Genomic DNA, 25,569 nt, shown 5'->3' on the forward strand with positions numbered 1-25,569 from the left:
CCAGTTTCACCAGCGCCTGCGGACTCCACAATAGGTCCGGCAGGATTATTTTTCGTTCGCGGTATCACGCGCAGCCGGGCTGTTTTTCAAGCGGAACTGCCCGTGTGCCGGTACCGGTTGGCGTACCCGTGCGGTGACCAGCGGTCGCCCGCGATTGAACCAGGCCGCCAGCGCCGGCAGGAGGAAAATTGCCCCCAGCACGTTGACCAGGAACATGAACGACAGCAGCACGCCCATGTCGGCCTGGAACTTCAGCGGCGCGAACGCCCAGGTGCAGACCCCGATGGCCATGGTCACAGCCGTGAACACCGCGGCCGTACCCCGTTGGCACATGGCCTCGTAGAACGCCTCCCGCAGATTGGCACCGCGCAGCATTTCATGCTGGATGCGCTCGTACAGGTAAATCCCGTAGTCGACCCCCACCCCCACTCCCAGCGCCATCACCGGCAAGGTGGCAACCTTGAGGCCGATCCCGAGCAGGGTCATCAGCGCGTTGCACAGGATCGCAACAATCGCCAGCGGCACCAGAATGCACAGCACCGCGCGGATCGACAAGAAGGTCAGCCAGCAAAACAACGCCACCGATCCGAATAGTGCCCCCAGCATGATGACTTCGGCACGCTTGACCGCCTCGTTGGAGGCTGCCATCACCCCGACGTTGCCACCGGCCAGGAGGAATTCGACTTCTGGCGAGCTGACTTCGGCAATGATGCGGTTGGCCTCACTGATCACATGGCTGACGGTGCTGCCTTCGTGGTTGGCCAGGAACACCAGGATCTGCATCTGTTGGCAGCCGTCGGTGACCAGTCCGTCATCCGGCATATAGGCCCTTGCGCCCTGGCTCAGGCCTCGGGGCGAGCCCGGAATCGCCGCCCAGCGCGGATTGCCTTCGTTATTGCCGGCGATCACCCGCTTGCCCATGTCCGCCACGCTCTGGATCGACTGAACGCTTGTGACGGTGCGCATACGAAAGTCGAACGCCTCCACCGCACGCATCACCGTGGGTGACAGGCAGCCTTCGTCGACGCCCTTGACCTGGACGAACACTGACAACACATCAAGACCGATGGAGTAGCTGTTGATGATCTTGGCGTTGTCCTGGTTGTAGCGCGAATCGGCCCGCAGTTCCGGCGCGCCCGCGCCGATGTCGCCTACCGCCAGGTCGCGAGCCTTCCAGGCCCCGGCTGCCAGGAGCAACAGGCTGACGGCAAACACCCCGAGGGCCGGCCCCGGTTCGGCAAGCGCCGACAGGCGCCACCACAGGCGATGCCTGCCCGCCGGCCGCGCCTGCGCCCGGCGCAACAGCGCAGGTTCCAGGCGCAGGTAGGAAATGATCACCGGCAGCATGAGTTTGTTGGTGATGATCATCAGCATCACGCCGATGCAGGCCGTTACCCCCAGTTCGTGGACGATGGGGATATCGATCATCATGATCACCGCGAACCCCAGGGCGTTCATCAGCAAGGCCAGGGAGCCGGGGATGAAGATCTTGCAGAACGCCAGGCGCGCCGCTTCCCTGGAACTGCTGCCGGCCAGCACGTCCTGCTTCCAGGCATTGGTCATCTGCACCGCATGGGATACGCCGATGGAGAAGATCAGGAACGGCACCAGGATCGACATCGGATCGATGCCCAACCCCAACAGCGGCAACAACCCCAGCAGCCAGACCACCGGCAGCAACGCTACCAGCAGCGCCACCACGGTCAGGCGCAGGGAACGCGAGTACAGCCACAGCAGCAACCCGGTGATCACGAACGCGACGACAAAGAAGCCGATTACCGTGTTCAACCCTTCGACCACGTCGCCCACCAGTTTGGCGAAGCCGACAATGTTGATCTCGATGTCAGGGCTGTTGTACTTGCCGCGAACTTCTTCCAGGCGCTTGGCGATTTCGACATAGGAGACCGGCTGGCCGGTCTTGGGGTCAGTGTCCTGCAAGTCGGCACGAACCATGGCCGACTTCAGGTCGTTGGCCACCAGGCGGCCGACCTGTCCGGACGCCGCAGTGTTGCTGCGCACCTGCGCCAGGTCCTCAGGGGTGCCGCTGAAGCGCGGTGGCACCACCACGTCGCCGAAGAAGCCTTCCTCGGTAATTTCGATATAGCGCACGTTGGCGGTAAACAGCGACGTCACGCTGGGACGGCTGACTCCGGAAATGAAAAACACGTCGTCGGTGACTTTGCGCAGGGTCTCCAGGTACTCGGCGTTGTATATGTCGCCCTCGCCTTTCCAGCGCACGCTGACCAGGAAACGGTTGGCGCCGGTGAAGTAACGGCTGAACTTGAGAAAGTTGACCATGTACTCATGACGCACCGGGATCTGTTTGTTGAAGCCCGGGTCCAGTTGCGTGTGGGTAGCGCTGTAGCCCAGGCCCAGCGTCACCAGGACAAACAGCAACAGCAGTCCCTTGCGCCAGGCCATCAGGTAGTCCGCGCACGTTTCGACGCCACGCGTCACCCAGTGTTTACCTTGATTCATTGCCTGCCTCTCATTTACTGGGTGGCCTGTGTGGCCACTAGGGCAGCAACGCTGCCACCTGAACCCTGCAATACCCCACGCTCGCCACCCACCAGCAGGCGCGAGCCCACCATCGCCGCCGAGGTCAACGTACCGAGCCCGGCCAGCCGCGCGACACCTACCAGTGCACCCTGTGCATCCAGGCGCACCACCGAGCTGCCGGCACCGACGATCACCAGGCCCGAGTGATCGGGCAGCAGTACATGGCCGTACAGCGGCAGTTGATTACCCACGTCGATCTGGGTCCAGCTGTCGCCGAAGTCGTGGCTGACGAACACATGCCCGCGCATGCCATAAGTCACCCAATTATTCGCGCTCAGGCGCACGATGCCGAACAGCGAACCGCTGTAGAACGCCGGCAAGGTCTGCCAATGCTGGCCGCCATCGGCCGTGCGCAGCACCAGGCCCTGTTCGCCCACCAGCATGCGTCGGCCATCGTCGCCACCGGCCATGCTGTTGAGGTGTGCGCTGTCGATGTCCAGGACCTGCGGTGTCCAGGTCTGTCCGGCATCGGAAGATTGATAGAACTTGCCAAAGCTGCCGAACGCCATGACGTTGTCGCCACCGCTGCTCCAGATCCCCAGCAATGGCTCGCCCAAATCGCTGTCGTAGCGAATTTCCTGCCAATGGCTGCCGGCGTCCGTGGAACGCAGGATCAAGCCGTCATGCCCCACCGCCAGCAAGCGCTGCGGGTCCAGCGCCACCAGGGCAGTCAAGGTGGCATCGCGTTGCGGGGCGACACTGGCGGGCTGCCAGCTGACGCCCTGGTCGTCGCTGAGCAGGATGCTGCCGCGCTCGCCCACGGCGACCACGCGCGAGCCAAGGTTGAGCAGACCGTTGATCTGCACCCGGTCCGGGCGTGTGGCCAACAGTTCTGCCTGCGGTGGAGATTTTGGGGAAAAGGTGTAGCCGATGGTCAGGGCGACCACCAGGCAGACCAGGTAGCCGATCACAGAGCGCATGAGCAACGCTCCTGTTCGGGGCACGCGTGCATAGGGCAAGTCATAGGCCAATCCTCTTGTTCTTGTCAGGCGCCAGGGCATGCGAGGCAACCGAATCGGGCGTTGCCTCCGGGGCAATAGTCGGCGCAAGGGGTGGGTCACACATCGTCCAAATGGCTTATGGATTGGCGCAAATGGCGTGGCGGTCGGGACTTGGTTTTTTTGCGGGAGTATTCGATCCCCCGTCGGAGCGAGCATGCTCTGCGATGGAGGTCAACGATGACGCGGGGAGCCTGACATCCCGCGGTGCTCTCAGGTTTTTCGCGAGCATTCGAGCGTCGACCGGCTGCTCCTACAGGGCCCGCCGCGCTGGGCAGAACCTGCACTCGGGGGCAAAAAATCAAAAACCAAAGCAGAGCAAAAGCAAAGGCAAAGGCAAACGGCCTGACAGTCGACCTGATTGCAGGACTGTCCACGATCCAATTGTGGGAGCGAGCCTGCTCGCGAAGAGGCCATGCCAGTCGCCATCCAGGTCAACTGATCTAACGCTTTCGCGAGCAGGCTCGCTCCCACAGGACCTCACCCATTCAATGGCTCCGGTGGCGATCAGGCGAGGTACAGGATGACCAGGTCGTTGATCACCGACGGCCGGTCCTGGCCCACCACGTGGGTGGTGAGTTCCAGGGTCAGCTGGGTGCCACGGGCCGACAGATCGACCTTTTTCACCCGAGCCCGCGAATGGATGCGCGAGCCGGCCGGTACTGGCGCCGGGAAGCGCAGGCGGTCGGAGCCGTAGTTGACCTGGGTGGTGAAACCACTGATTTCGAAGCCCAGTGCCAGTTTCATCCGTGACTGCAGCACCTGCACCAGCGCGCCGTGGGCGATCGTGCCGCCGAACGGGCTTTGCAGGCGGGCGCGTTCCGGATCGGTATGGATCCAGTAATCGTCGCCCGACAACTGGGCGAAGGCGTCGATCAGCGCCTGGTCGACCACCACCACGTTGCTCCAGTCGCTGAACTGATCGCTGACCAGGGCCTGCAAGGCCGCTTCATCATTGAGGTCAATCTGCCGCACGGGCGGTTGCTCCGACGCCACCGGCGCCGGTTCGCTGTCCTGCGCGGGCAGCGGCTCAAGGCTCGCCGCGTCCTTGTCCACCCCGGTGAAACGCAGCAGGCGGTTACCCTTGGCATCGACTTCGGCGAACACCGGCTGCAAGGCCATGCCGATGCGGATTTCGTCTTCTTCGAGGCCCACCAGGTTGGTGTTGATGCGCACCCCTTGGGCCAGCTCTACTACTGCCAGCTTCTGCGGCATTTCATCCATGAAATCGGGCAAGGTGGCAATGCGCGTCACCGTGTAGCTGTACAGCGTCGCGGCGCCGTCGACTTCGCGCCAGGCCAAATCATGTTCCAGGCACACCGGGCAATGCCGGCGCGGGTAGAAATTCCAGTGCGTACAGGCATTGCATTGCTGGATCAACAGGCGGCGAGCCTTCAGGCCCTCCCAGAACGGTGCGGAGATCTGCGTCGCGACCGGCATCGGTTTGTTGTTGGACATGTGCTTATGCTCCCTGAAGTATCAATGCGCCCTGCTCGCTCATCACGCCGCCGGTGCCGGAGACGTAGACGCTGTCGCAGCGCCCCAGTTGGCGCTCGCCGGCAGTGCCGGCGATCTGCGTCACCGCCTCGATCACCTGGCTCATGCCACCGGCCGAGGCCGACTGGCCGAAACTGAGTTGCCCGCCGTGGGTGTTCATCGGGAAGTCGCCTCGCCAGGTCAGGTCGTGTTCACGCACGAAGGCCATGCCCTCGCCCTTGCCACAGAAACCGGCGTCTTCCAGGGTCAGCAAAGTGGTGATGGTGTAGCAGTCGTAGATCTGTGCGGCATCGACGTCCTTGGGCTTGAGGCCCGCCATGGCAAAGGCCCGCTCGGAAGCCGGGCCAATCGGCGTGCGCAGCATGTCCTCGGCATACGATGGCGACTTGAATGCCAGGTGCTCGCCAAAGCCGGTAATGAAGGCCGGGCGTTTGCGGGCCCGTGCCGCCACTTCCTTGTTGGTGATGATCAGCGCGGCGCCACCGGCCACCGGCATGACGATCTCGAGGACGTGGAGAGGGTCGGCGACCATTTTGCTCGCCAGGACCTGCTCGATGGTCAACGGCTGGCCATAGAACATGGCTTGCGGGTTGGCCAAGGCATTGGTGCGCTGGTCGACGGCGATCTTGGCCATCGCCCGCTGGTCGTAGTCGTACTGAGCGGCATAACGCTGGGCGATCATCGCGTAGCCGGTGTTCTGGCCCATGTGCCCATAAGGCAGGTCGAACTCGGCTTCAGGCGCGCCAAACGCGGTGCTGTGTCCGCCGAAACGCATGGAGCGGGCCATCCAGCCGGGATCTTCGTCGGGTCCCAGCGGCGCCATGCGCGCAGGAATGACGCACAGCACGGCCTGGCACAGCCCCAGTTCGATGGCGGCGGCAGCGCGCCAGACCATGCCTACCGAGGTGCATCCACCCAGGTCCACCACTTCGGCGAAGTTCAATCGCAGGCCCAGGTATTCGGCGGCCATCGCCGGTACGAACACCGAAGCCTCGTGAAAGTGCGGGCCGTTGATCACCAGCCCATCGAGGTCCGAGGCCTTCAGCCCGGCATCGCGCAGGGCCTGTGCCGCCAGGTCGGCGACTTGCTCGAGGTGAAACATCTTGGGCGCGGTCGAATATTTTTCCGGTTTGTATTGTGCGCTGCCAACGATGGCCGCATGCCCTTTGAGTCCCATAGTGCCTCCATGCCGAAGCGTTCAGCTGCGGCCTATTCCAGGTTGTGTTGAAGCTCCGGGCACACCACGGCGACCCGGATCTTGGGGGGTCGATCAGAAGGTGTATTTCATCGAGAACGTGGCGTAGTCGCGGTCGGCGAACGGACGGTCGATCGGATCAGCTGCACCCAGATAAGAGATGTATCTCAAGCCGAGTTCCAGGTTGCCCAGGTACTTGAAGGTCGTGCCCGCGCTCAGGCGTCGGTCACCGGCGACGCCGGAGATGCTTCCGGCCATGGGCGTGGAGCCGCTGAAGACGTTGGAGAAACTGAAGGGGACTTCCAGATCCCAGCCTTGGAAAACTCCCGGATAACTGAACGATGCGCCCACGGTGTAGGCGCTGGAAGACTTGGTGCGGTAACCCGCGGCTGTGCTGTAGGTGTAGTCATCGGAAGAGGCCACTAGAGGTGCCAAGGAGGGTAATAGGTTCACGCCTTGCAGGTTGGGCGCCGCCGAAGTGGATTCAACGCTGTCGACCTGCACACGGATGATTTCGGCAGTCAGGGTGGTCTGGCTGGCCCAGGGGCGGTTCCCCAGGATCCGGAGCGCCGATAGCTGCATTTGCTGGCCCTTGCCTTTGGACGGCACCGCGCCAAGGCCGGTATTGACCATCACTGGCGCACCGTCGCGGTACGACCATTCGGCGCCGAACTGGGTGTCGCCGATCTTGGTCGAGGCGGCGATGCCGGTCAGCTTGATGTCTTCAAAGTACTTGATCCGGTAACCATTGCTGACGAAGGCGTTGAGGCCACCGCCCACCGGCCGCGGGTCGTAGCCGACCAGAGCGGTGGCCGGGTTCTTGTCGTGGTAGTTGACGTGGAACAACGACAGCTCGATGGCCGGTACCGGGCGGTAGCGCACCTGCACGCCCCACTGGCCGCTATCGCGCGGTTCGTCGGTGCCGCGGTAAGCGATCTTCTGGCCGTTGGCGTAGATGAACTCGCGACCGGGGCCAACCACGTCACTGCTCGATAGGTAGCTACCCACCGGCGGCAGTTCGGTGCCCTTCCATTCGTATTGCACATATGCACCGAACGTCAGCTGGGGGTTCAGTCGGAACGAGCCGGAGAACTGGCCCACCGGCAAGAGTATTTCCTTGACCTCGACACCCGGCTGGGACGCTTTTACCGCGTCAGACGGGTTTTGTACGCCATTCACACCCGGGTAGAACAAACTTTCGCCCCAGGATTCGATATGCCGCCCGGCCTTGACGTCCAGCATGGTGTCGTTGTCAAAGCGCCAGCCGCTGAACACATAGGCATCCAGCAGTTTGCTACGTCCGCCGCTGTAGTAACGGGTATCACTGGTGAACTCGTCATTGCTGCCGGTTTTGTTCACGGTGGCGGGCGAGTCGTTATCGTTCCCGCTGTGGTAGACGTCGTCGTAGAAGGTACTGCCGCGCACCACGGCGCCATAGTTGTCCTTGCGCAGGATTATTTCGCCCAGCGCGCCCACACGGTTGGTGGTCAGGCTGCCACTATCGAAGTTGCGGTTGGCATCGTCGGCGTTGACCGTCAGCAAGCGATCGCTCTGACTGCCGGTGCGCACACCGATGCCATAGCTGGTGGTCACCGACCAGTCCATGGTCAAACCGTTGTCGAATTCGATCGTATCGCCGGCCCATACCGGCGTGGTCACCAGCGCAATCGCCGCCGCCAGGCTGCTGACCTGAAATGCGCTCGAAACCATGACCTTAGCGTTATTTTTGTTGTTGTTGATCACACTGATTCTCCTCAAGGGCAACCGGTTGGCTGCCTGGAATGTTCAACACTGCTGCCGTGCCATCCGCTCAAAACACGTTGAGCGGTGTAACCGGGCACGCTCCCCTTACAGCACGCCGGTAGCGAAAACACCCCCGGTCCTCTTCCCGCGCAAGCGACCCTTCGGCCACCAGGTAGTTGGCATGGGCCAACGTTTCGCCAAGCGCCATCAGTTCGTCGAAACGACCCGACAGCCTGGGGAACAGCACAGCCATGAGCTCGAGCACGGTGCGCGGCTCGTCACAGTTGGCCAGCATCTGCGCCAGATGCCCGCGGTGATGGGCGTCCAGCTGATCCAGGCGTTCATGCAAATTGAAAAACGGCCGCTCGTGCGCCGGCAGCACCAGCACGCTGTCGGGCACGCTGCGCAAATGCTCGATGGAATCGAGCCAGTCGCCCAGCGGGTTGGCCAACGGCTCCGTGGCATGTACGCCGACGGTGGAGGTGATGCGTGGCAACACCTGGTCGCCGGAGATCAGCAAGCCGTCATCGGCGGCATACAGACAGGCATGCTCCGGCGAGTGACCGCGGCCGATGACCACCTGCCAGGTGCGGCCACCGATATTCAGGAGGCTGCCCTCGCGCAAACGGCGGTAATGGTTCAGCGGCGCGGGCAGAAAATGGGCATTGCTCATCACCGCGAACATCTCGGTGCTTTGCTCGTCAGCCACGCCGGCCTTGCGGTAGAAGTCGAGGAAGTCCCAGCCCGGTGGTTGACCGGCGGGAAACTTGAGGTGCAGCGCCTGGAACTCGCTGGCGGTCATATACACCGGGCATTGAAAGCGCTCCGAAAGCCACGCGGCCACGCCGGCATGGTCAGAGTGAAAGTGCGTGCAGACCACCGCCAACAATGGCAGCCCGTCGCACACTTCACTGAACACCCGTTCCCAGACTTCGCGGGTCTGGTCGGTATTCATGCCGGTGTCGACCGCCACCCAGCCATCGGTGTGACGCAGCAGATAGAGGTTGATGTGGTCCAGGCGAAACGGCAGCGGCATGCGCAGCCACCACACGCCCGGCGCCACTTCGCGCACCTGCCCGCGATCGGGCGCCTGCGGCCAGGGATAACGCAGGCCGCCGCGCAGTTCGTGACCGTTGTCGTCGAGGTCAGCCATGGTTGGCCACCGAAAAGGGCGTGAGGCCGGCGCGCGTCAGGGCCTCTACCGAGTAGGGCACATAGGTGCGCGCCTGGTCGTCGCGAATGAACAGCGGATCGCTGCACAGGCTCGGGCAATAGCCCTGGCGTTGCAGATCGACCTTGCGCAGCTTGAAGCTGGCCGTCAGGTCTGCCGACTGGGTGACCCGGATGAACACCGGGGCCGCATAACGCGGCAGGCGCGCTTCGGTCAGGGCGTACAGGGCGTCGGGATCGAATGCCTGGCCGGCCTGCATCAGCACCGCGGCCATCCCGGCGCGGCCTTCATGGCCCGGCACCTGGACGCCATAGATATTGATCAGTTCCAGGCCCGCCAGGTCGCCCAGGGCGCCCGCCACTTCGAGGGTCGAAACGTTCTCACTTTTCCAGCGATAGGTATCGCCGATACGATCGACGAAATAGCAGTAACCGTTGGCATCCTCGCGCAGCAAATCGCCAGAACTCCAGTAGGCATCGCCCTCGCGAAACACATTGCGACGGATTTTGCTCTCGGTCGCCTCCGCAGAGGTGTAACCCTCGAAACGCCCACCACCGATCTCAGGGTGATCGACGATAAAGCCCATGGCCTCGCCAACCTCGCCCACTTCGCAGAGCTGGTAGAAACCGTTTTCGTCCCGTGGGTGGCAGTCGTTTTCGATGTCGTAGCGCACCAGCCGCACGTTGGTCTTGTTCCAGTCCGGCACGCGCCCGCAAGAACCGAAATAGTTGTCGACGTTGATCACCGCGGCATTGGCCTCAGTGGCGCCCCAACCCTCGAACACCTGGATCGGGCCGAAGCGCTCCAGCCAGCGTTGCCAGGAGTCGGGTGACAAACCGGCACCGAGCATGCAGCGCAGGCTGTGCTCGCGCTCGCCCGCTCGCACGGGTTGGTTTAGCAAATAGCGGCAGATCTCGCCGATGTACTGGAAGATACTGATCTGATGACGCGCGACGTCGTTCCAGAACTCGCGCACGCTGAACTTGCGGCGCACTACGATGGCCGCACCGGCCCGCAACGCGGTAGAGGTCACCGACGTGGCCGCGGCGCCGTGGTACAACGGCAGGCAGCAATAGAACACATCCTCGCGGGTAGCTTGCAGGGTGACTTCCATCACATCGCCCGAGGACATCCAGCGCATATGGCTGTAGCGCGCCGCCTTGGGCAAGCCGGTGGTACCCGAGGTGAAGATCAGCAGGGTCGCGGCCTGCGCTTCGATGTGCGCGCGGATATCGCGGGGAAACGGCGTGCGCGGGGCTTTCTCCAGGCGCGCATCGAAATGCCCGTCGACGCCCTTGGGCAGCGGGCCACTCCAGGAATTTTCCGCGTCGCGTATCAGCCAGCACGGGAGGTCCGGAAAACCTTCGGTGGCCTGGATATTGGCCAGGCATTCTTCACCGATCACCAGCGCCTTGGCGTCGGTGGTTTGCAACGCATGCAGCAGCGGACGGCCGTTGACCTGAGTGTTGATGAAGGCCACCACCACCCCGAGCTTGACCAGGCCAAACCAGGTGCAGAAGAACGAGGGGCGGTTTTCCATGGCCAGGGCGCAGACATCGCCGGCACGCAGGCCATTGGCATAAAACGTGTGGGCCATTTGATTGGCCCGCGCATCGACCTCCAAGTAGCTCAAGGTCTGCTCGTTGTAGATCAGGAACGGGCGATCGCCCTGTTCACGCGCCTGGTGTTCCAGTCGGTCGGCCAGGGTGTAACGATCGCTCGGCTTGATCAGCCCGGCGGCGGCCGAACGCTGGTCGAGCAGCGCCTGGGTTTGCTCCCGAGGCACGGGGTGGGTCGGCAGGACGCCGGTCAGGTCGTTCAGGTTCATTGCGCCACCTCCTGGGCGATCGCTTGATAGGCGGAGTAGTCCGAGTAGCCGGCCGGGCCTGGCGTGTAGAGGGTCTTGCGGTCGAAACCACTGAGCGGCAGGCCCCGCTTCAAGCGCTCCACCAGATCGGGGTTGGCAATAAAGTGACGACCGAACGACACGGCAGCCCCCTCGCCCGACGCGAGAGCGGCGCTGGCCGAAAGGCCGTCGAAACCATCGTTGAGAATCAACGCATGGGGGCTGTGCCGGCGCGCCAGGGCGAAGGCATCGAGGTCAGCCAGGGGCGAGCGCATGATGTGCAGGTACGCCAGGCCCAACGGCGCCACGGCTTCACACAAGGCGGCCGCCGTCTCGGCCGGATCGCGGTCGTCGATGTCGTTGTAGGGGTTGCCGGGGCACAGGCGAAAGCCAACGCGGCCGGCGCCGATCGCAGTCGCCATGGCTTCGATCACTTCCTTGGCAAAACGCACCCGCCCCTTCGCGTCACCGCCGTAGGCATCACTGCGCTGGTTGCTGCCGGAGGCCATGAATTGCATCGGCAGATAACCGCTGGTGCAGTGCAGCTCGACACCGTCGAAACCGGCCTGACGCGCATTCAACGCGGCCTGGCGATAGTCTTCGATCACATCGCCAATGCCTTGCAAGGTCAGCGCCTGTGGCTCGTCGGTGTCCACCAAGCCCGCGGCATCGCTGAACACCTGGGTGCGCGCACGCAGCGCCGAAGGTGCCACCGTGGCGGCCCATGTCGGCTTGTTGTGCCGACTGGCGGCGCGGCCGACGTGCATCAGTTGCAGGACGATGCGCCCACCCTCGGCATGCACCGCCTCGGTGACCTGCTGCCAGCCGGCGATCTGTTCGCCGGTGTAGATGGCTGGGGTGCGGCAATAGCCCAGGCCGCTGGCGGACGGCGCGGTGCCTTCCGCCACGATCAACCCGGCACTGGCACGCTGGCGGTAGTACTCGACCATGGCGCTGCCGGGCACCGCATCGGCAAGGGCGCGACTGCGAGTCATGGGGGCCATGACAATGCGGTTGGCCAGTTGCAGTTCGCCCAGGGCGACCGGCTCGAACAAGACGCTCATTTCAATTCCTCAGCTTCTTATTGTTTTCTGGCTGCCTGAGGGCTTGCCACAGTGTGGGCAAGCGCTGGCACACCAGCGGATATGGGCTGAATGATTGATCGTGAGCGCGGGCGAAACATCGTCCGACAAGACTAGGTTCGCTATCGACAGGACGAACCCGATACCGCATCGTCTGTACGGTTCCGTAGGAGCCAGGCTTGCCGGCGAAAGGGACGCTGCGGTGTATCTGACACACCGCCTGTGGGAGCGAGGCTTGCCCGCGAAGAACGATGACGCGGTTTGGCAGATGTACCGAGGCGCCTGGTTCGCGGGCAAGTCGGATCGACCCCCGCTCGCTCCTACAGACGATCGGAACACCGCGGTGTCCCTTTCATACCGCGTCATCGTTCTTCGCCGGCAAGCCTGGCTCCTACGAGTGAACCGTTCCGGGGCGAAAAAGATGGTCTGAACGGACGATGAGAAAAAACCGGGACAAGCCCAGCATCGCGACAACTAGAACAAAACCGGGAGCACCCGCAGTGAACCAATCCACCCCCGTGACATGGCGAACGCACTATGCGTTGTTCGTGCTCGCCAGCATCTACGTGTTCAACTACATCGACCGCCAGTTGATGGCGATCCTGATTGAGCCGGTGAAGCTCGAATTCGGCATCTCCGATACCGGCATCGGCCTGCTTTCGGGCGTGACCTTCGCGGTGTTCTACACCGTGTTCGGCTTCCCGCTGGGGCGCCTCTCAGACCGCATCGGACGCAAGCCGGTGATCGCCTTCAGCTGCATTGCCTGGAGCCTGATGACCATGCTGTGCGGCATGGCCGGCAACTTCCTGACCCTGGTGTTGGCGCGGATCGGCGTGGCGGTCGGTGAGGCCGGTGGCACTGCGCCTTCGGTGGCGATGGTCTCGGACTTGTACCCGGCGAACCGCCGATCCACTGCCCTGTCGGTGCTGATGCTCGGTTCCAGCCTGGGGGCGATCGTCGGCTTGGGCCTGGGTGGCTGGATTGCCCAGCACCACGGTTGGCGCTACGCCTTCTTGCTGATCGGCGCACCCGGGATCTTCCTGGGCCTGCTTTTACTGCTGACCGTGCGCACGCCCAAGCGCGTAGTGCCGCAGGCCCATCTCGCGATGCAACAGGATGGCTGGCTCAAGACCCTGGTCGAGCTGTTTCGCATGCCCTCGTTCCTGTGCCTGGTACTCACCGGCGGCGCGGCGGCGATTGCCGGTTACGCGATTGGCACCTGGAGCCCGAGTTTCCTGATACGCTCCCACGGTCTCAACCTGCAGGAAGCCGGATTCCTGGTCGGTGTAGTGGGCGGTACCGGTGCGACCTTCGGCACCCTGCTGTGCGGCATGGTTACCGACCGCATGGCGCGTCGCGATGTCGGCTGGCAAATCGGCGTGCCGTTGTTGGGTACGCTGATCAGCATTCCCTTCGCCCTGGCGTACTTCCTCTGGCCCCAAGGCACGGCATTCCATATCGGCAACATCGCAGTACCCCAGGCGTTCCTGTTCTACAGCGCATTCGCCTTTTTCGGTGTGTGGTGGGCAACACCGTGCCTGAGCGCGATCACCCACCTGTTCCCGGCCACGCGACTGGCCCAGGCCACGGCCATTTTCGTCATGTCGATGACCCTGCTGGGCGTCGGTATCGGGCCGCTGTTCGTCGGCATGCTCAGCGATTTCTTCGTGCCGACCCTGGGCAGTGAATCCCTGCGTTATGCCCTGGCTTCGTCGGTGTCCATGCTGATGCTGGCCAGCGTATTCCTGGCCTTTGCACTGCCCCGTTATCGCCAACAGATGAAGAGCCCGGCTGCGCACCTTGCACCGGTCCGTGCCGTGACGGCCTGACCCTTTCCCGCACCATCGCGCCGCTGCAACCTCGCCAGGTTCCAGCGGCTTTTTTAAGGGTTCGTCATGCATTCCCGGGAAAAATGTATGAAGCATTACCTGTAGGAGCGAGCCTGCTCGCGAAAAACCTGATAGCACCGCGGGGCGTCAGGCTCCCCGCGTCATCGTTGACCTCCATCGCGAGCAGGCTTGCTCCTACAAGTATCGCGTTATCTGTTTTACCGGGATCGCGTGAAAAACGTTTTCTCATGAGGATCACCATGAGTACCAGCGCCGTACAGATCTGCAACCTGCTCTACCGTTACGCCGAGCACCTGGACAGCGGCCAGCTGGTCGAGGCCGCCGAGCTGTTTCGTCACGCCCGTATCAAGGTAAGCAGCCAGGACAAGTGCATTGATCACACAGCCCTGCTGGGGATCTGGCAGCAACGCATCAAGCTCTACCCCTGCGGCACTCCGCGCACCCGACACGTCATCAGCAACCCCATCGTCGACATCGATGAAGCCTCCGGAACCGCCACGGTTCGCGCCTGCTACACCGTGCTGCAGGCTACCGACACGCTAACCCTGCAACCCATCGCCGCCGGGCGTTACCTGGATGAATTCGAACGTGTCGACGGGGTCTGGCGGTTCAGCTTTCGTGATTATTCACACCTGGACATGATGGGGGACTTGCGCGGGCATTTGTTGATGTAGGCACAAATGGTCTGAACGGACGATGAGGGAAACCCGCGCCGGCCCGAGCATCAGGTCAGCCGAAAAACCGGAAGACGAAAACAAAGGGAGGCAAGATGGACATCGACAATCTGCTGCTTGAGCGCGAGCTCAATGTGGTTCTTTCCCGCTATGCACGTGCCTGCGACCAACGCGACTGGTCCGCCATGGATGATGTTTTTTTAGAAGACGCCACCGCTGACTATGGCGGCTTGCACCCACTTCGAGGGCGTGAACCGATCGTGGCCATGATCCGTGCACATCTGGACGGTTGCGGACCGTCCCAACACCTGCTTGGCAACCTGTTGGTCGACGCCAGCGATTCGGCCGTCAAGAGCCGCGTGTACGTGCGCGCCGCGCATCGCGGCGCCGGCAGCCTGCAGGACCTGACCTATGAATCGCTGGCCGAATACCAGGATCGCTGGGCATCCACGCCAAACGGCTGGCGTATTGCCCATCGACGCATGGTCATCAGTCACGAGCAGGGCTGCCGCGAAATCCTGCGCCCCGACCCTACCCTGTAGGAGCGAGCATGTCGAATCGTCGCACCGTCGCGATGGTCGTGAACGATAACGCGTTAAACCAGATGCCCCGCGGCGCCCTCGGGTTTTTCGCGAGCATGCTCGCTCCTACAGGAGGGAGGAACGATTACATTCGCGAATACCCGGCGCTCTATAGACCCTGAGCGTAGAAATGCGGGTTGTCCAGGCCGGGCTTGCCATAACGCAGCGCATCGCCGGCAAGGGTGCGAATCTGCCCACCGGCCGCGACAAGCACCGCATGCCCCGCGGCAATGTCCCACTCCATGGTGCGCCCCAGGCGCGGATAAAGGTCTGCTTCGCCAGCAGCCACCAGGCAAATCTTCAGCGATGAACCGGCACTTTTCAGTGAACGCACCTGACGCCCGTCGAGGAATTTATCCAGCGCCTCGGCATCGCCATGGGAGCGGCTGGCGACCACGTCCAGCCCCTCCTGCGACACCGTTCGGCAGTGAATTGCCTGGCGCTCTCCCGTCTGTTCGATAAAGGCGCCGTAACCACGGGCACCGGCAAACAGTCGGTCCAGCGCGGGCGCCAGGACTACCCCGAGCACCGGTTCACCGTTATCGATCAGGGCGATATTGACGGTGAACTCGCCATTGCGATTGATGAACTCCTTGGTGCCGTCCAGCGGGTCCACCAGCCAGAACCGCTGGCCCACCTCGGGCACATGGCCGGCAGCGGCGGCCTCTTCGGAAATCACCGGGATCTGCGGCGTGCGTGCAGCCAAGGCCTGCAGAATCAGCGCCTCGGCGCGCTCGTCAGCCTCGGTCACCGGCGAGGTATCGACTTTCCCGCGCACCTCGAAATCCGAGCGATACACCTCCATCACCAGCTCGCCCGCTGCGCGAACAATACCGATGACGTCTTCAAGCAGAACAGTCATTGAGTCGTTCATGGGAATTCTCCTGTTTTTGTTCTTCGTATGGTCCGTTCGGCCTATGCGCCGTTTTGCGGATCCGGGAACAGTACAGACATCTACAGCCCCGCCACTCAGCAAATGGATGTTTAACAGGAGTTCCCGTGTCCCACGGCAATCAGTTATCCGTTGCGCAGATCAACCAGCTGCGCCTGCGTGCCGTGCAGTTGCGCATCGGCGGCAGCACGCTCAAGACCATCAGCCAGGACACCGGGCTCTCATCGCCGACCATCATCTCTGCCTACAAGGCGTGGCAAGCCGGTGGCTGGAGCGCCGTGCCTGTGCGCGAACGTGGGCGCAAGCAAGGTGAGGGCCGCAGCCTCAGCGCCGAGCAAGAACGCAGCATCTACCAATTGCTGGTCAGCACGCTGCCGGAACGGCACCAGCTGCCGTTCCTGCTCTGGCAACTGGAAGCGATGCAGGCATTGGTCAAGCGTCTGCACGATATCGACCTGCCAGAACGCACCGCCGCCCATTATCTGCAACGCTGGCAGCTCAATGCCGAGCGCCCGGCCAAGCGTGTCGCCAATGCTTCGCTGGCGGTGCAGCGCTGGTACCGCAGCACCTACCGGGACATTCTCGAACAGGCGCGTACGCAGAACGGCGAGATCCACTGGATCGATGACTACGGTGCGCGCAACGACCAGGGCAAGCTCAGTTACGGGGTGCTGCGCGCGGTCAGCAATCGCGGCAAGGTGCTCTGGCTGCCTTACGAAGACGGGTTGCGCGCCCCCCACCTGGAAGAGTTCTTCGACCGCCTGTGTCGCTCGGCCGAACGCAAAGTCTTCGCGCTGCTCTCGGGCATGCACTGGCAACGCGCCGCGACCTTTATCACCTGGGCTGGCGAACGCGCTGAACGCCTGCATCTGTTCCATCTGCCGCAAGCCAGCGCAATGCTCAGCGGTGCCCGCGAACTGGCGACCCAGATCAGTCAGCAAGCCGCGCGCGTCAGCCATGACGATGTGCCAGCGACCATCGCCCCCCCTCTTCCCCGCGACCCCATGCTGCAGATGTTGCGCCTGATGTTAAAACATCAAGTCGCGCATAAGTCCGAATCGCAGCAGTTGTACGTTGATAAACGACAACAACAAAAAGCGAGAGGAAAATCTATGACGCTTACCCACCTGCAACGACTGGAGGCCGAGAGCATCCAGGCAATGCGCGAGGTTGTCGCCGAAGCCGACAACCCGGTCATGCTCTACTCCATCGGCAAGGACAGCGCGGTCATGCTGCACCTGGCCATGAAGGCCTTCTACCCGGCCAAGCCGCCCTTCCCTTTGCTGCATGTCGACACCACCTGGAAGTTCCAGGAGATGTATCGCTTCCGCGATCAGATGGTGGCCAAGCTGAACGTGGACCTGCTGACCCACACCAACCCCGAAGGCATTGAAATGGGCATCAGCCCGTTCAAGCACGGGTCGCAGATCCACACCGACATCATGAAGACCGAAGGCCTGAAACAGGCTCTGGATCACTACGGTTTCGACGCGGCCTTCGGCGGTGCGCGACGCGACGAGGAAAAATCCCGGGCCAAGGAACGGATTTTTTCCTTCCGCTCCGACCAGCACCGCTGGGACCCGAAGAAGCAGCGCCCGGAACTCTGGCACCTGTACAACACGCGCAAGCACAAAGGCGAGTCGATTCGCGTCTTCCCCCTTTCCAACTGGACCGAGCTGGACATCTGGCAATACATCTACCTGGAAAACATCCCGATCGTACCGCTGTACTTCGCCGCGCCGCGCCCGGTGGTCGAGCGTGACGGCATGCTGATCATGGTCGATGACGAACGCATGCCGCTCAACCCGGGTGAAGTGCCGATGATGCGCAACGTGCGCTTCCGCACCCTGGGTTGCTACCCGCTCACCGGTGCCGTCGAATCCGAGGCCGACACCCTGCCCAAGATCATTCAGGAAATGCTGCTGACCCGCACGTCCGAGCGTCAGGGGCGAATGATCGACCACGACTCGTCCGCATCGATGGAGAAGAAAAAACAAGAGGGGTATTTCTAATGGCACACGTATCTGACCTGATTGCCGAGGATATCGGCCAATACCTCAAGGCCCACGAGCACAAGAGCCTGCTGCGGTTCATCACCTGCGGCAGCGTCGACGATGGCAAGAGCACCCTGATCGGACGCCTGCTCTACGATTCGAAAATGCTCTTCGAAGACCAGATGGAAGCGCTGGAGGCCGACTCGAAAAAAGACGGCACCCAGGGTGGCGAACTGGACTTCGCCCTGTTGGTGGATGGCCTGGCCGCCGAGCGCGAACAAGGCATCACCATCGACGTGGCCTACCGTTTTTTCTCCACCGACCGGCGCAAGTTCATCGTTGCCGACACCCCGGGCCATGAGCAGTACACCCGCAACATGGTGACTGGCGCTTCCACCGCGGACGTGGCCGTGGTGATGATCGATGCCCGACGCGGCGTACTGACCCAATCCAGGCGTCACAGCTACCTGGCCTCGCTGCTCGGCATTCGCAAGGTGGTATTGGCGGTCAACAAGATGGACCTGATGGACTACTCGGAGAAAGTCTTCAACGCCATCGTCGATGACTATCGCGCCTTCGCCAAACAGATCAACCTGCAGGATTTCACCGCGATCCCGATGTCCGCACTGCGCGGCGAAAACATCACCGAGCAGAGCGAGCACATGCCGTGGTACCGCGGCACCACGCTGATGGGCTATCTGGAAACCGTTGAGGTCGACGAGGCGCACCAGCAGAAACTGGCGTTCCGCATGCCGGTGCAATGGGTCAATCGCCCCAACCTGGATTTCCGTGGTTTCACCGGGACCATCGCCAGCGGCGTGATCCATCCCGGTGACCGCGTCCGTGTGTTGCCAGCCGGGCAAGAGAGCCGGATCTCGCGCATCGTTACCCTCGATGGCGACCTGCAACAAGCCGTGGCTGGGCAGTCCATCACCCTCACCCTGACCGATGAAGTCGATTGCAGCCGCGGCGATGTACTGTCCACCGCCGAAGACCCGGCCAGCGTCGCCGACCAATTCCAGGTCAGCCTGATCTGGATGCACGAACAGGCCATGCTCGCCGGCCGCCCGTACTTGATGAAGATCGGCGGCAAGACGCTGTCGGTCACCTTGGCGGTGCCCAAGTACAAGATCAACGTCAATACCATGGAGCACTTGGCGGCCAAGGAACTGGCGTTGAACGAGATCGGCGTGTGCAACCTGTTTACCAGCCAGCCGATCGCTTTCGATGCCTATAAGAACAACCGGGAAACCGGCAGCTTCATCCTCATCGACCGCCTGACCAACGCCACCGTCGGCGCCGGCCTGATCGAGTTCTCCCTGCGCCGCTCGCAGAACATCCATATGCAACACGTGGATGTGAACAAGAAGGCTCGCGCCGAACAGATGGGCCAGCAGCCGGTGCTGCTGTGGTTCACCGGTTTGTCGGGGGCCGGCAAATCGGCCATTGCCAACCTGCTGGAAACCCGCCTGTACGCTCGCGGCCGCCATACCTACCTGCTCGACGGCGACAACGTGCGTCACGGCTTGAACCGCGACCTGGGCTTCACTGACGCCGACCGCGTGGAAAACATCCGCCGGGTAGCCGAGGTGTCCAAGTTATTCGTGGATGCCGGGTTGATCGTGTTGACCGCCTTCATCTCGCCCTTCCGTTCCGAGCGCGAGATGGCGCGTGGGCTGCTGCAGGAAGGCGAGTTCATCGAGATCTTCGTCGATACGCCGCTGGCCGTGGCCGAAGAGCGCGACCCCAAGGGCCTGTACAAGAAAGTCCGCCGCGGCGAGCTGAAAAACTTCACGGGCATCGACTCGCCTTATGAGGTGCCGAGCAAGCCGGATATTCATATCCAGACCAGCAAGCTGACGCCCGAGGGTGCAGTGGATCGGATCATCAAGGTGCTGATCGAGCGCGGCTTCATCGGCAAGGAACTCTAGCCCCGGCGCCCGGTTCGCCGGGCATCCAGCGAGCACCCTGCGGCGGTGCTCGTCCCATCAAGAGAGTCTAACAATGACAATCAGCTCTATTGACGAACAACAGTTGTTGAGTGGCCAGACCTGGGCCACGTTCTGCGATCACCTCAAGCGCTGCGGCGAGCAGATCCTGCGCCCCGAAGCACCGGCCGATGCGGCCACCCGCGCCGAAGGTTTCCGCTACCTCACACGCCTGCTGCGCATCGGCCTGGAGATGCACATCGAGTTTGCCGACCCGGCCTTTCCCAGCTTTTTCAAGACTTCCCACGAGACCGCGAAGATTGGTGCCGACAACCCGGACAACCTCTACGAGTACTCGCGCCTGGACGGCACGCTGCAATACCGCATCAAAGGCCAGCGCGGCAGCGTCGCCTACCTGAGCTTTGGCACCCAGAAAGGCGGTTACGAAACCGACGGCACCTTGATCCAGACCGGCTTCATCGACGCCAGCCAGCTGCAGGTCGATGCCCAGGGCAATTTCGAGATCATCCTCAGCACCGAGCCGCAACCGGGCAACTGGCTGAAGATGGAAGACGCCACCAATGCCCTGATCGTGCGCCAGACGTTTCTTGACCGTCGCAGCGAAGTGCCGGCCAAGCTGAGCATTGAGCGCATCGGCACCGAGAGCAAGCCGCAGGCCCTTGATCCGGCGACATTCCAACAGGGCCTGGCGCGGGTATCGAGCTTCGTGGAAAACACCGCGAGGCTGTTCGCCGACTGGAGCCAAAGCTACCTGCCGCACAGCAATCAACTGCCTCCCGCCAACCAGGCGCTCTGCCAGTCCGTGGGCGGTGACCCGAACATCTTCTATTACCACTCGCACTGGGCGCTGGCCGAGAAAGAGGCGCTGGTGATTCACATCGACAAGGTGCCGGACTGCGACTTCTGGAACTTGCAGATCAACAACTACTGGATGGAATCGCTGGACTACCGCTACCACCAGATCTGCTTCAACAAGCACCAGGCCCGCTACGACGAAAACGGCGGCGTGACCCTGGTACTCAGCGAGCTCGACCCTGGGGTAAGCAACTGGCTGCAAACCGCCGGCGTACGCCAAGGCACCCTGTGCCTGCGCTGGGTCGGCGCCCAGGAGCAATGCCACCCCACCACTCGCGTAATCAACGTGTCTGCCGTGGCGGAGGTCGTATGAACGCGCTCACTCGCATTGAAGACCTGACCGTGGAAAACCTGTTGGCCAGCGCCATCGCGCGCGCCAATGGCCTGAGCGATTTTGGCGATGACAACTATCGCGAGTCGTTGCAGGCGCTGCTGGTTGCGCTGGCCGCCGAAGCCCGGCTGTCACCGTCCGGCCTGTATTTGCTGGAAGAACGGCTGGTGGGGCAACTGGTCAACCGCCTGGTGATGGAGGACTACCTGCGCCGATACCCGGAAATCACCGAGATAGCGATCGATGATCCGCTGGTCATCGTGGGCCTGCCGCGCACCGGCACCACCATGCTTCAGCGCACCCTGGCGGTCGACCCGCGCTTCTACTCGGCCGCCTGGTGGGAGACGCGTTTTCCGGCCCCGCTGGCCGACGAAACCCTGGCCGTGCCGGCCAAGCGCATCGCCCAGGCCAAGGCCGAGGTCGACCTGATGGCCGAGGTCATTCCGCAGATCCTGGCGATCCACCCTCTGGACGCCATGCTCTGCGACGAAGAGTTCATGCTCATGGAACACTCGTTCATGTGCGCCATGGACGCCTACGTCAATGTGCCCAGCTACACCCGCTGGCTGGACCGCCAGGACCAGCGCCCGGTCTACACCCAACTGAAAAAAATGCTGCAGTTCCTGCAGTGGCAGAAACAACAACGGGGTGAACCGATGGGCCAGCGTTGGCTGCTCAAAGCGCCCCAGCACCTGCACACCTTGCATTTGCTGCTGGATGTCTTCCCCAAGGCCCAGGTGATTCTGACCCACCGCGAACCGGCCCAGACCATCCCGTCGATGGCCAGCATGGCCCACACCCTGTGGCAGATGTACAGCGACGACCCGGATCCGAAAGCTGCCGGCGAGCAGTGGAACAACCGCATGGCGCGTGGCATCCGTCACACCATGCAGGTGCGCGATCAACACGCTGCCGAGCGCTTTCTCGACATCAACTTCGCCGACACCGTGACCCAGCCGTTGCAAGTGCTGGAGAAGGTCTACGCCTTTGTCGATCTGCCGTTTACCGATAAAGCCCGCGCCGACGCGCAGGCCTGGCTGTCGCAAAACAGCCGGGAAAAACGCGCCAGCCATGACTACAGCCTGGAGCGCTTCGGTCTTAACGAGACGCAAATGACCGAGGACTACCGCGAGTATCGCGCCCGTCACCTGAGCGTCAATCACTGAACAAGGGCTGGAGTAACCATGGAAAAAATCATGTTGACCTTGTGGAAGCCGACACAACCGAGCGCCGGGCAATGGCGTGCGGACTTGCTTGGCCTACACGACGAACTGGCTCGTGCCGGCGCCAAAAATATCCGTGTCATGGTGGTCGATGAGGCGGTGGCCGCCGCCCACGCACAGCGCATCACCAACAGCGCCGTGCCGCTGGACGGGCTGCTTTCGTTGTGGCTGGACAGTGCCTCGCAATGGCCCGCCATCCAGGCGATCGTGGCGCCGCAGACCCGCCGCCAGGAAGCTTATCTGGTGGTGGAATCCGAGCCCTACCCCGAAGAACGCCAGGCTCGCGCCGCTCAGTACCGGGTGCCACTTGGCGAGCGCACACCCGGCATGAATCAGGTGGCCCTGCTACACAAGCCCCACCGGTTGAGCTACGAGCAATGGCACGACACCTGGCGCAACGGACACGGGCCCAAGGCCTATCCCCTGCAATCGATTTTCGGCTACCGACAGAACACCGTGGTGCGCTCGCTGTCCTTCGGCGCGCCGGTGCTGCACGCCATTGTCGAAGAAAACTTCCCGCCCGAAGCCATTGGCAATCAGCAGGGGTTCTTCGCAGCCCTTGGTGATCCGGACACCTGCGCAAAGCGCCAGCAGGCCATGTACGAATCGACCAGCCAGTTCATCGACTTCGAGAAAATTGACTGCATCCAAACCAGTGAATACCAGCTCAGCGAGTGAGTAGCCCACAAGGAGGCTTTCCATGTTGGATCTAGAAGCAATCGAGCTGATCAAGCAGCTCAAGGCGCGCTATTTCCGCGCCATCGACACCTGCAACCTCTCGATGCTGCAAGACATGCTCACCGAGGACGTAGCCCTGTCGTTCAAGAGCCCGGCCTACGAGTTCCACGTCAACGGCCTGGGCGATGCACTGGACTTCTACCGCACCTCGTTCACCAAGACCCGCCTGGCTACCCACAACGGTCACACCCCGGAAATCGAAGTCAACGGCGATCAGGCCACAGCGCTCTGGTACCTGAGCTACGTGTTCATCAACCTCGAGGACAACACCCACATGCATGGCAGCGCCATCTACCAGGATCGCTACATCAAGCGCGGCGAGCGCTGGATGATCGCCCAGACGGGTTACGAAACCCTGCTCGAGACGATCCAGCCCTTGAGCGAACACCTGCAGATCACTTCCCGCCCCATCAACTGAACGCACGACAGGAGGCCGTCATGGCCAGAGCCGAAAACATAGTGACCTCCCACACAGTGGAAATTGACGCCCCCGCCCGAGTGGTCTGGGAAGTGCTCGTTGACCTGGACAATTACCACCTGTGGAACAGCTTCTGTCCGAGCATCCGCTGTGGCCTGCAGATCGGCGACGAAGTACATATGCAGGTACTGACTCCCGATACCGGCGAGACCGTCCCGGTCTTCGAATACCTCGTGGCCTGCGACCCCGAGCAGCTGTTGTCGTGGGAGCAGCGCCCCGTTCCCGAGAACATGGACGCCGCCCGCCGCGACCAGTACATCAAGGCCATCGATGCCAACCGCTGCAGCTATTTCACCACTGACATTTTCCTGGGCCTGAACCAGGACACCATCATGCGTGAACACGGCGCCTGGGTAAAAATCGGCTTCGACCAGATGGCCCTGGACCTGAAACGCCGCGCTGAAGAACTGCACGCCAGTCGCGCCTGATCGCCTTATTCCCGACCAAAACAATAAGAAGGTAATTGCCATGTTGCTCAAAGACAAAGTCGTCATCATTTCCGGTATCGGTCCTGGCCTGGGCATCAAGCTGGCCGTGCGTGCCGCGGAGTACCAGGCCAAGGCCGTGGTGTTGGCCGCGCGTACGCCGGCCAAGCTCGATCAGGCCGAACAAGCGGTGCGCGACGCTGGCTACAGCACCCCGATCCTGAAAGTCCCCACCGACATCACCCAGCCCGAACAGTGCCAGACGCTCGCCGACCTGACGACCGAGCACTTCGGCCGGATCGACGTATTGATCAACTCTGCCTACGCCCATGGCGCCTGGGGCACCTCCTCCGCATCGGCCATGGACGACTGGCGCAGCGCAATGGACGTCAACCTGTTCGGCACCCTGCACATGACCCAGGCCGTGCTCCCACAGATGAAGAAACAGAAGTGCGGCAGCATCGTCATGATAAACACCATGGCCACCCGCACCCCCAACCAGCTGGAATCGGGCTATGCCGTCTCCAAAGGCGCGTTGAAAACCGCCGTGCAGTACCTGGCCCAGGATCTTGGCCCGTTCGGCATCCGCGTCAACTCTACCTTCATGGGCTGGATGTGGGGCGCGCCGGTGATTGGCTACTTCCAGAGCGAAGCCAAGCGCCTGGGGGTGCCGATGGAGTCGCTGGTCGAGCAGATCGCCCAACAGATTCCGCTGCGCAAGATTCCTGAAGACAGTGATTGCGCCATGGCTGCGCTGTACCTGGCGAGCGACTACGCCAAGGCCATTACCGGCGCGCAACTGGACGTCAACGGCGGCCACTTCCTGCCCTGCTGAACCCTTCAAGGCGACGTGAACGTCGCCTCTTTTGCGACGGCCATGCGAAGCCCGTGTGGCCCTCCCCCTGGAGATTACCGACATGCTGGATCTCGTTGCCATCGAGCAGATCAAACAGCTCAAGGCCCGCTACTTTCGTGGAGTCGATACCTGCAACCTTGAGCTGCTGCGCAGCATCCTTTCACCCGACGTGAAGGTCCGATTCGACAGCCCGACTTACCAGTTCGAACTCAACGGGATAGAAGAGGCTATCGAGTTCTACCGCACCAGCTTTACCAACCGCCGTTTCGGCATGCACAACGGCCACACCCCGGAAATTGCGGTCAACGGTGATGAGGCCACTGGCCTGTGGTACCTCAACGACGTGTTCATCAACCTCGATGAGCAGACCCTGCTCAACGGCAGCGCGATCTACGAGGATTGCTACGTCAAGCTGGAAGGCGAGTGGCGCATCCTGCGTACCGGTTACAAACGGCTGCTGGAGATGATCGGCCCGCTGGATCCCCAATGGTCGATCACCTCTCAGCCGATCAACTGATACTCCTCTCCCCCTGATGATCGTTCCCACGCTCTGCGTGGGAATGCATCCAGTGACGCTCCGCGTCACCGTTGCGCAGGGCTCAAGTCAGGCGTCGACAGCGGAACGCGGAGCG

Annotated in this window: 21 protein-coding genes; 12 read left to right on the forward strand and 9 right to left on the reverse strand. The window is 62.3% G+C overall.

Features of this window, described 5'->3' with window-relative positions; all coding sequences use genetic code 11:
• Nucleotides 1-45 precede the first annotated feature (45 nt).
• The 8 genes from HGP31_RS20790 to HGP31_RS20825 all read right to left on the reverse strand — a co-directional run bounded on the left by HGP31_RS20790 (nt 46) and on the right by HGP31_RS20825 (nt 12,073).
• On the reverse strand, nt 46-2,478 hold the full coding sequence (locus HGP31_RS20790) for an efflux RND transporter permease subunit (RefSeq protein ID WP_033044538.1): 2,433 nt from the start codon (nt 2,476-2,478) through the stop codon (nt 46-48).
• 14 nt (nt 2,479-2,492) lie between these two features.
• Complete coding sequence (locus HGP31_RS20795) at nt 2,493-3,479, reverse strand: WD40/YVTN/BNR-like repeat-containing protein (RefSeq protein ID WP_083349410.1); 987 nt, start codon at nt 3,477-3,479, stop codon at nt 2,493-2,495.
• A 585-nt stretch (nt 3,480-4,064) separates the two neighbouring features.
• On the reverse strand, nt 4,065-5,015 hold the full coding sequence (locus HGP31_RS20800) for a bifunctional OB-fold nucleic acid binding domain-containing protein/MaoC family dehydratase (protein ID WP_168758567.1): 951 nt from the start codon (nt 5,013-5,015) through the stop codon (nt 4,065-4,067).
• Nucleotides 5,016-5,019: 4 nt separating this feature from the next.
• Nucleotides 5,020-6,231, reverse strand: a complete 1,212-nt coding sequence (locus HGP31_RS20805) for a thiolase family protein (RefSeq protein ID WP_020800079.1) — start codon at nt 6,229-6,231, stop codon at nt 5,020-5,022.
• 93 nt (nt 6,232-6,324) lie between these two features.
• Nucleotides 6,325-7,959 (reverse strand): DUF1302 domain-containing protein, encoded by a 1,635-nt coding sequence (locus tag HGP31_RS20810; protein ID WP_168759207.1) that lies wholly within the window; start codon nt 7,957-7,959, stop codon nt 6,325-6,327.
• 100 nt (nt 7,960-8,059) lie between these two features.
• Nucleotides 8,060-9,145 (reverse strand): MBL fold metallo-hydrolase, encoded by a 1,086-nt coding sequence (locus HGP31_RS20815; RefSeq protein WP_168758568.1) that lies wholly within the window; start codon nt 9,143-9,145, stop codon nt 8,060-8,062.
• Nucleotides 9,138-10,991 carry a long-chain-acyl-CoA synthetase gene (locus HGP31_RS20820; protein WP_168758569.1) on the reverse strand — a complete coding sequence of 618 codons (1,854 nt, stop codon included), beginning with the start codon at nt 10,989-10,991 and terminating at the stop codon, nt 9,138-9,140. Before HGP31_RS20820 ends, HGP31_RS20815 begins: the two co-directional genes overlap by 8 nt.
• On the reverse strand, nt 10,988-12,073 hold the full coding sequence (locus HGP31_RS20825) for an alkene reductase (RefSeq protein WP_020800075.1): 1,086 nt from the start codon (nt 12,071-12,073) through the stop codon (nt 10,988-10,990). Before HGP31_RS20825 ends, HGP31_RS20820 begins: the two co-directional genes overlap by 4 nt.
• A gap of 518 nt (nt 12,074-12,591) precedes the next feature.
• Here HGP31_RS20825 and HGP31_RS20830 point away from each other — a divergent pair.
• The 3 genes from HGP31_RS20830 (at nt 12,592) to HGP31_RS20840 (ending at nt 15,157) form a co-directional block, all read left to right on the forward strand.
• Nucleotides 12,592-13,920: a spinster family MFS transporter gene (locus HGP31_RS20830; RefSeq protein ID WP_033045701.1), complete on the forward strand. Its 1,329-nt coding sequence runs from the start codon at nt 12,592-12,594 to the stop codon at nt 13,918-13,920.
• A 260-nt stretch (nt 13,921-14,180) separates the two neighbouring features.
• The gene (locus HGP31_RS20835; protein WP_083349416.1) at nt 14,181-14,615 is read left to right on the forward strand and encodes a nuclear transport factor 2 family protein; all 435 of its coding nucleotides are present in this window, start codon (nt 14,181-14,183) and stop codon (nt 14,613-14,615) included.
• A 95-nt stretch (nt 14,616-14,710) separates the two neighbouring features.
• Nucleotides 14,711-15,157: a nuclear transport factor 2 family protein gene (locus HGP31_RS20840; RefSeq protein WP_168758570.1), complete on the forward strand. Its 447-nt coding sequence runs from the start codon at nt 14,711-14,713 to the stop codon at nt 15,155-15,157.
• A 148-nt stretch (nt 15,158-15,305) separates the two neighbouring features.
• On the opposite strand, the gene cysQ is transcribed toward HGP31_RS20840, so the two are convergent.
• Nucleotides 15,306-16,070 carry a 3'(2'),5'-bisphosphate nucleotidase CysQ gene (cysQ, locus tag HGP31_RS20845; RefSeq protein ID WP_020801146.1) on the reverse strand — a complete coding sequence of 255 codons (765 nt, stop codon included), beginning with the start codon at nt 16,068-16,070 and terminating at the stop codon, nt 15,306-15,308.
• Between the two features lie 1,043 nt (nt 16,071-17,113).
• Between cysQ and cysD the strand changes: the two genes are divergently transcribed.
• The 9 genes from cysD to HGP31_RS20890 all read left to right on the forward strand — a co-directional run bounded on the left by cysD (nt 17,114) and on the right by HGP31_RS20890 (nt 25,454).
• On the forward strand, nt 17,114-18,100 hold the full coding sequence (gene cysD, locus HGP31_RS30600) for a sulfate adenylyltransferase subunit CysD (protein WP_225441952.1): 987 nt from the start codon (nt 17,114-17,116) through the stop codon (nt 18,098-18,100).
• Nucleotides 18,100-20,013 (forward strand): sulfate adenylyltransferase subunit CysN, encoded by a 1,914-nt coding sequence (gene cysN, locus HGP31_RS20855; protein ID WP_168758571.1) that lies wholly within the window; start codon nt 18,100-18,102, stop codon nt 20,011-20,013. Before cysD ends, cysN begins: the two co-directional genes overlap by 1 nt.
• A gap of 73 nt (nt 20,014-20,086) precedes the next feature.
• Nucleotides 20,087-21,199 carry a DUF1214 domain-containing protein gene (locus tag HGP31_RS20860; RefSeq protein WP_020801149.1) on the forward strand — a complete coding sequence of 371 codons (1,113 nt, stop codon included), beginning with the start codon at nt 20,087-20,089 and terminating at the stop codon, nt 21,197-21,199.
• Entirely contained in the window at nt 21,196-22,383 is a 1,188-nt protein-coding gene (locus HGP31_RS20865; RefSeq protein WP_168758572.1) for a sulfotransferase family protein, read from the forward strand. Before HGP31_RS20860 ends, HGP31_RS20865 begins: the two co-directional genes overlap by 4 nt.
• Nucleotides 22,384-22,401: 18 nt before the next feature.
• The gene (locus HGP31_RS20870; protein ID WP_151142818.1) at nt 22,402-23,118 is read left to right on the forward strand and encodes an EthD domain-containing protein; all 717 of its coding nucleotides are present in this window, start codon (nt 22,402-22,404) and stop codon (nt 23,116-23,118) included.
• Nucleotides 23,119-23,140: 22 nt separating this feature from the next.
• Complete coding sequence (locus tag HGP31_RS20875) at nt 23,141-23,596, forward strand: nuclear transport factor 2 family protein (protein WP_020801152.1); 456 nt, start codon at nt 23,141-23,143, stop codon at nt 23,594-23,596.
• A gap of 20 nt (nt 23,597-23,616) precedes the next feature.
• Complete coding sequence (locus tag HGP31_RS20880) at nt 23,617-24,084, forward strand: SRPBCC domain-containing protein (RefSeq protein WP_020801153.1); 468 nt, start codon at nt 23,617-23,619, stop codon at nt 24,082-24,084.
• A gap of 40 nt (nt 24,085-24,124) precedes the next feature.
• Complete coding sequence (locus HGP31_RS20885) at nt 24,125-24,916, forward strand: SDR family oxidoreductase (RefSeq protein ID WP_020801154.1); 792 nt, start codon at nt 24,125-24,127, stop codon at nt 24,914-24,916.
• A gap of 82 nt (nt 24,917-24,998) precedes the next feature.
• Complete coding sequence (locus HGP31_RS20890) at nt 24,999-25,454, forward strand: nuclear transport factor 2 family protein (protein WP_020801155.1); 456 nt, start codon at nt 24,999-25,001, stop codon at nt 25,452-25,454.
• Nucleotides 25,455-25,569 lie beyond the last annotated feature (115 nt).

The organism is Pseudomonas umsongensis (genome assembly GCF_012647205.1).
GTDB classification, from domain to species: Bacteria; Pseudomonadota; Gammaproteobacteria; order Pseudomonadales; family Pseudomonadaceae; genus Aquipseudomonas; species Aquipseudomonas umsongensis.

Coding starts and splice junctions, on each gene's coding strand:
- HGP31_RS20790 (WP_033044538.1), bottom strand. CDS start 2,478: ATGAATCAAGGTAAACACTGGGTGACGCGTGGCGTCGAAACGTGCGCG.
- HGP31_RS20795 (WP_083349410.1), bottom strand. CDS start 3,479: ATGCGCTCTGTGATCGGCTACCTGGTCTGCCTGGTGGTCGCCCTGACC.
- HGP31_RS20800 (WP_168758567.1), bottom strand. CDS start 5,015: ATGTCCAACAACAAACCGATGCCGGTCGCGACGCAGATCTCCGCACCG.
- HGP31_RS20805 (WP_020800079.1), bottom strand. CDS start 6,231: ATGGGACTCAAAGGGCATGCGGCCATCGTTGGCAGCGCACAATACAAA.
- HGP31_RS20810 (WP_168759207.1), bottom strand. CDS start 7,959: ATGGTTTCGAGCGCATTTCAGGTCAGCAGCCTGGCGGCGGCGATTGCG.
- HGP31_RS20815 (WP_168758568.1), bottom strand. CDS start 9,145: ATGGCTGACCTCGACGACAACGGTCACGAACTGCGCGGCGGCCTGCGT.
- HGP31_RS20820 (WP_168758569.1), bottom strand. CDS start 10,991: ATGAACCTGAACGACCTGACCGGCGTCCTGCCGACCCACCCCGTGCCT.
- HGP31_RS20825 (WP_020800075.1), bottom strand. CDS start 12,073: ATGAGCGTCTTGTTCGAGCCGGTCGCCCTGGGCGAACTGCAACTGGCC.
- HGP31_RS20835 (WP_083349416.1), top strand. CDS start 14,181: ATGAGTACCAGCGCCGTACAGATCTGCAACCTGCTCTACCGTTACGCC.
- HGP31_RS20840 (WP_168758570.1), top strand. CDS start 14,711: ATGGACATCGACAATCTGCTGCTTGAGCGCGAGCTCAATGTGGTTCTT.
- cysQ (WP_020801146.1), bottom strand. CDS start 16,070: ATGAACGACTCAATGACTGTTCTGCTTGAAGACGTCATCGGTATTGTT.
- cysD (WP_225441952.1), top strand. CDS start 17,114: ATGTTAAAACATCAAGTCGCGCATAAGTCCGAATCGCAGCAGTTGTAC.
- cysN (WP_168758571.1), top strand. CDS start 18,100: ATGGCACACGTATCTGACCTGATTGCCGAGGATATCGGCCAATACCTC.
- HGP31_RS20860 (WP_020801149.1), top strand. CDS start 20,087: ATGACAATCAGCTCTATTGACGAACAACAGTTGTTGAGTGGCCAGACC.
- HGP31_RS20865 (WP_168758572.1), top strand. CDS start 21,196: ATGAACGCGCTCACTCGCATTGAAGACCTGACCGTGGAAAACCTGTTG.
- HGP31_RS20870 (WP_151142818.1), top strand. CDS start 22,402: ATGGAAAAAATCATGTTGACCTTGTGGAAGCCGACACAACCGAGCGCC.
- HGP31_RS20875 (WP_020801152.1), top strand. CDS start 23,141: ATGTTGGATCTAGAAGCAATCGAGCTGATCAAGCAGCTCAAGGCGCGC.
- HGP31_RS20880 (WP_020801153.1), top strand. CDS start 23,617: ATGGCCAGAGCCGAAAACATAGTGACCTCCCACACAGTGGAAATTGAC.
- HGP31_RS20885 (WP_020801154.1), top strand. CDS start 24,125: ATGTTGCTCAAAGACAAAGTCGTCATCATTTCCGGTATCGGTCCTGGC.
- HGP31_RS20890 (WP_020801155.1), top strand. CDS start 24,999: ATGCTGGATCTCGTTGCCATCGAGCAGATCAAACAGCTCAAGGCCCGC.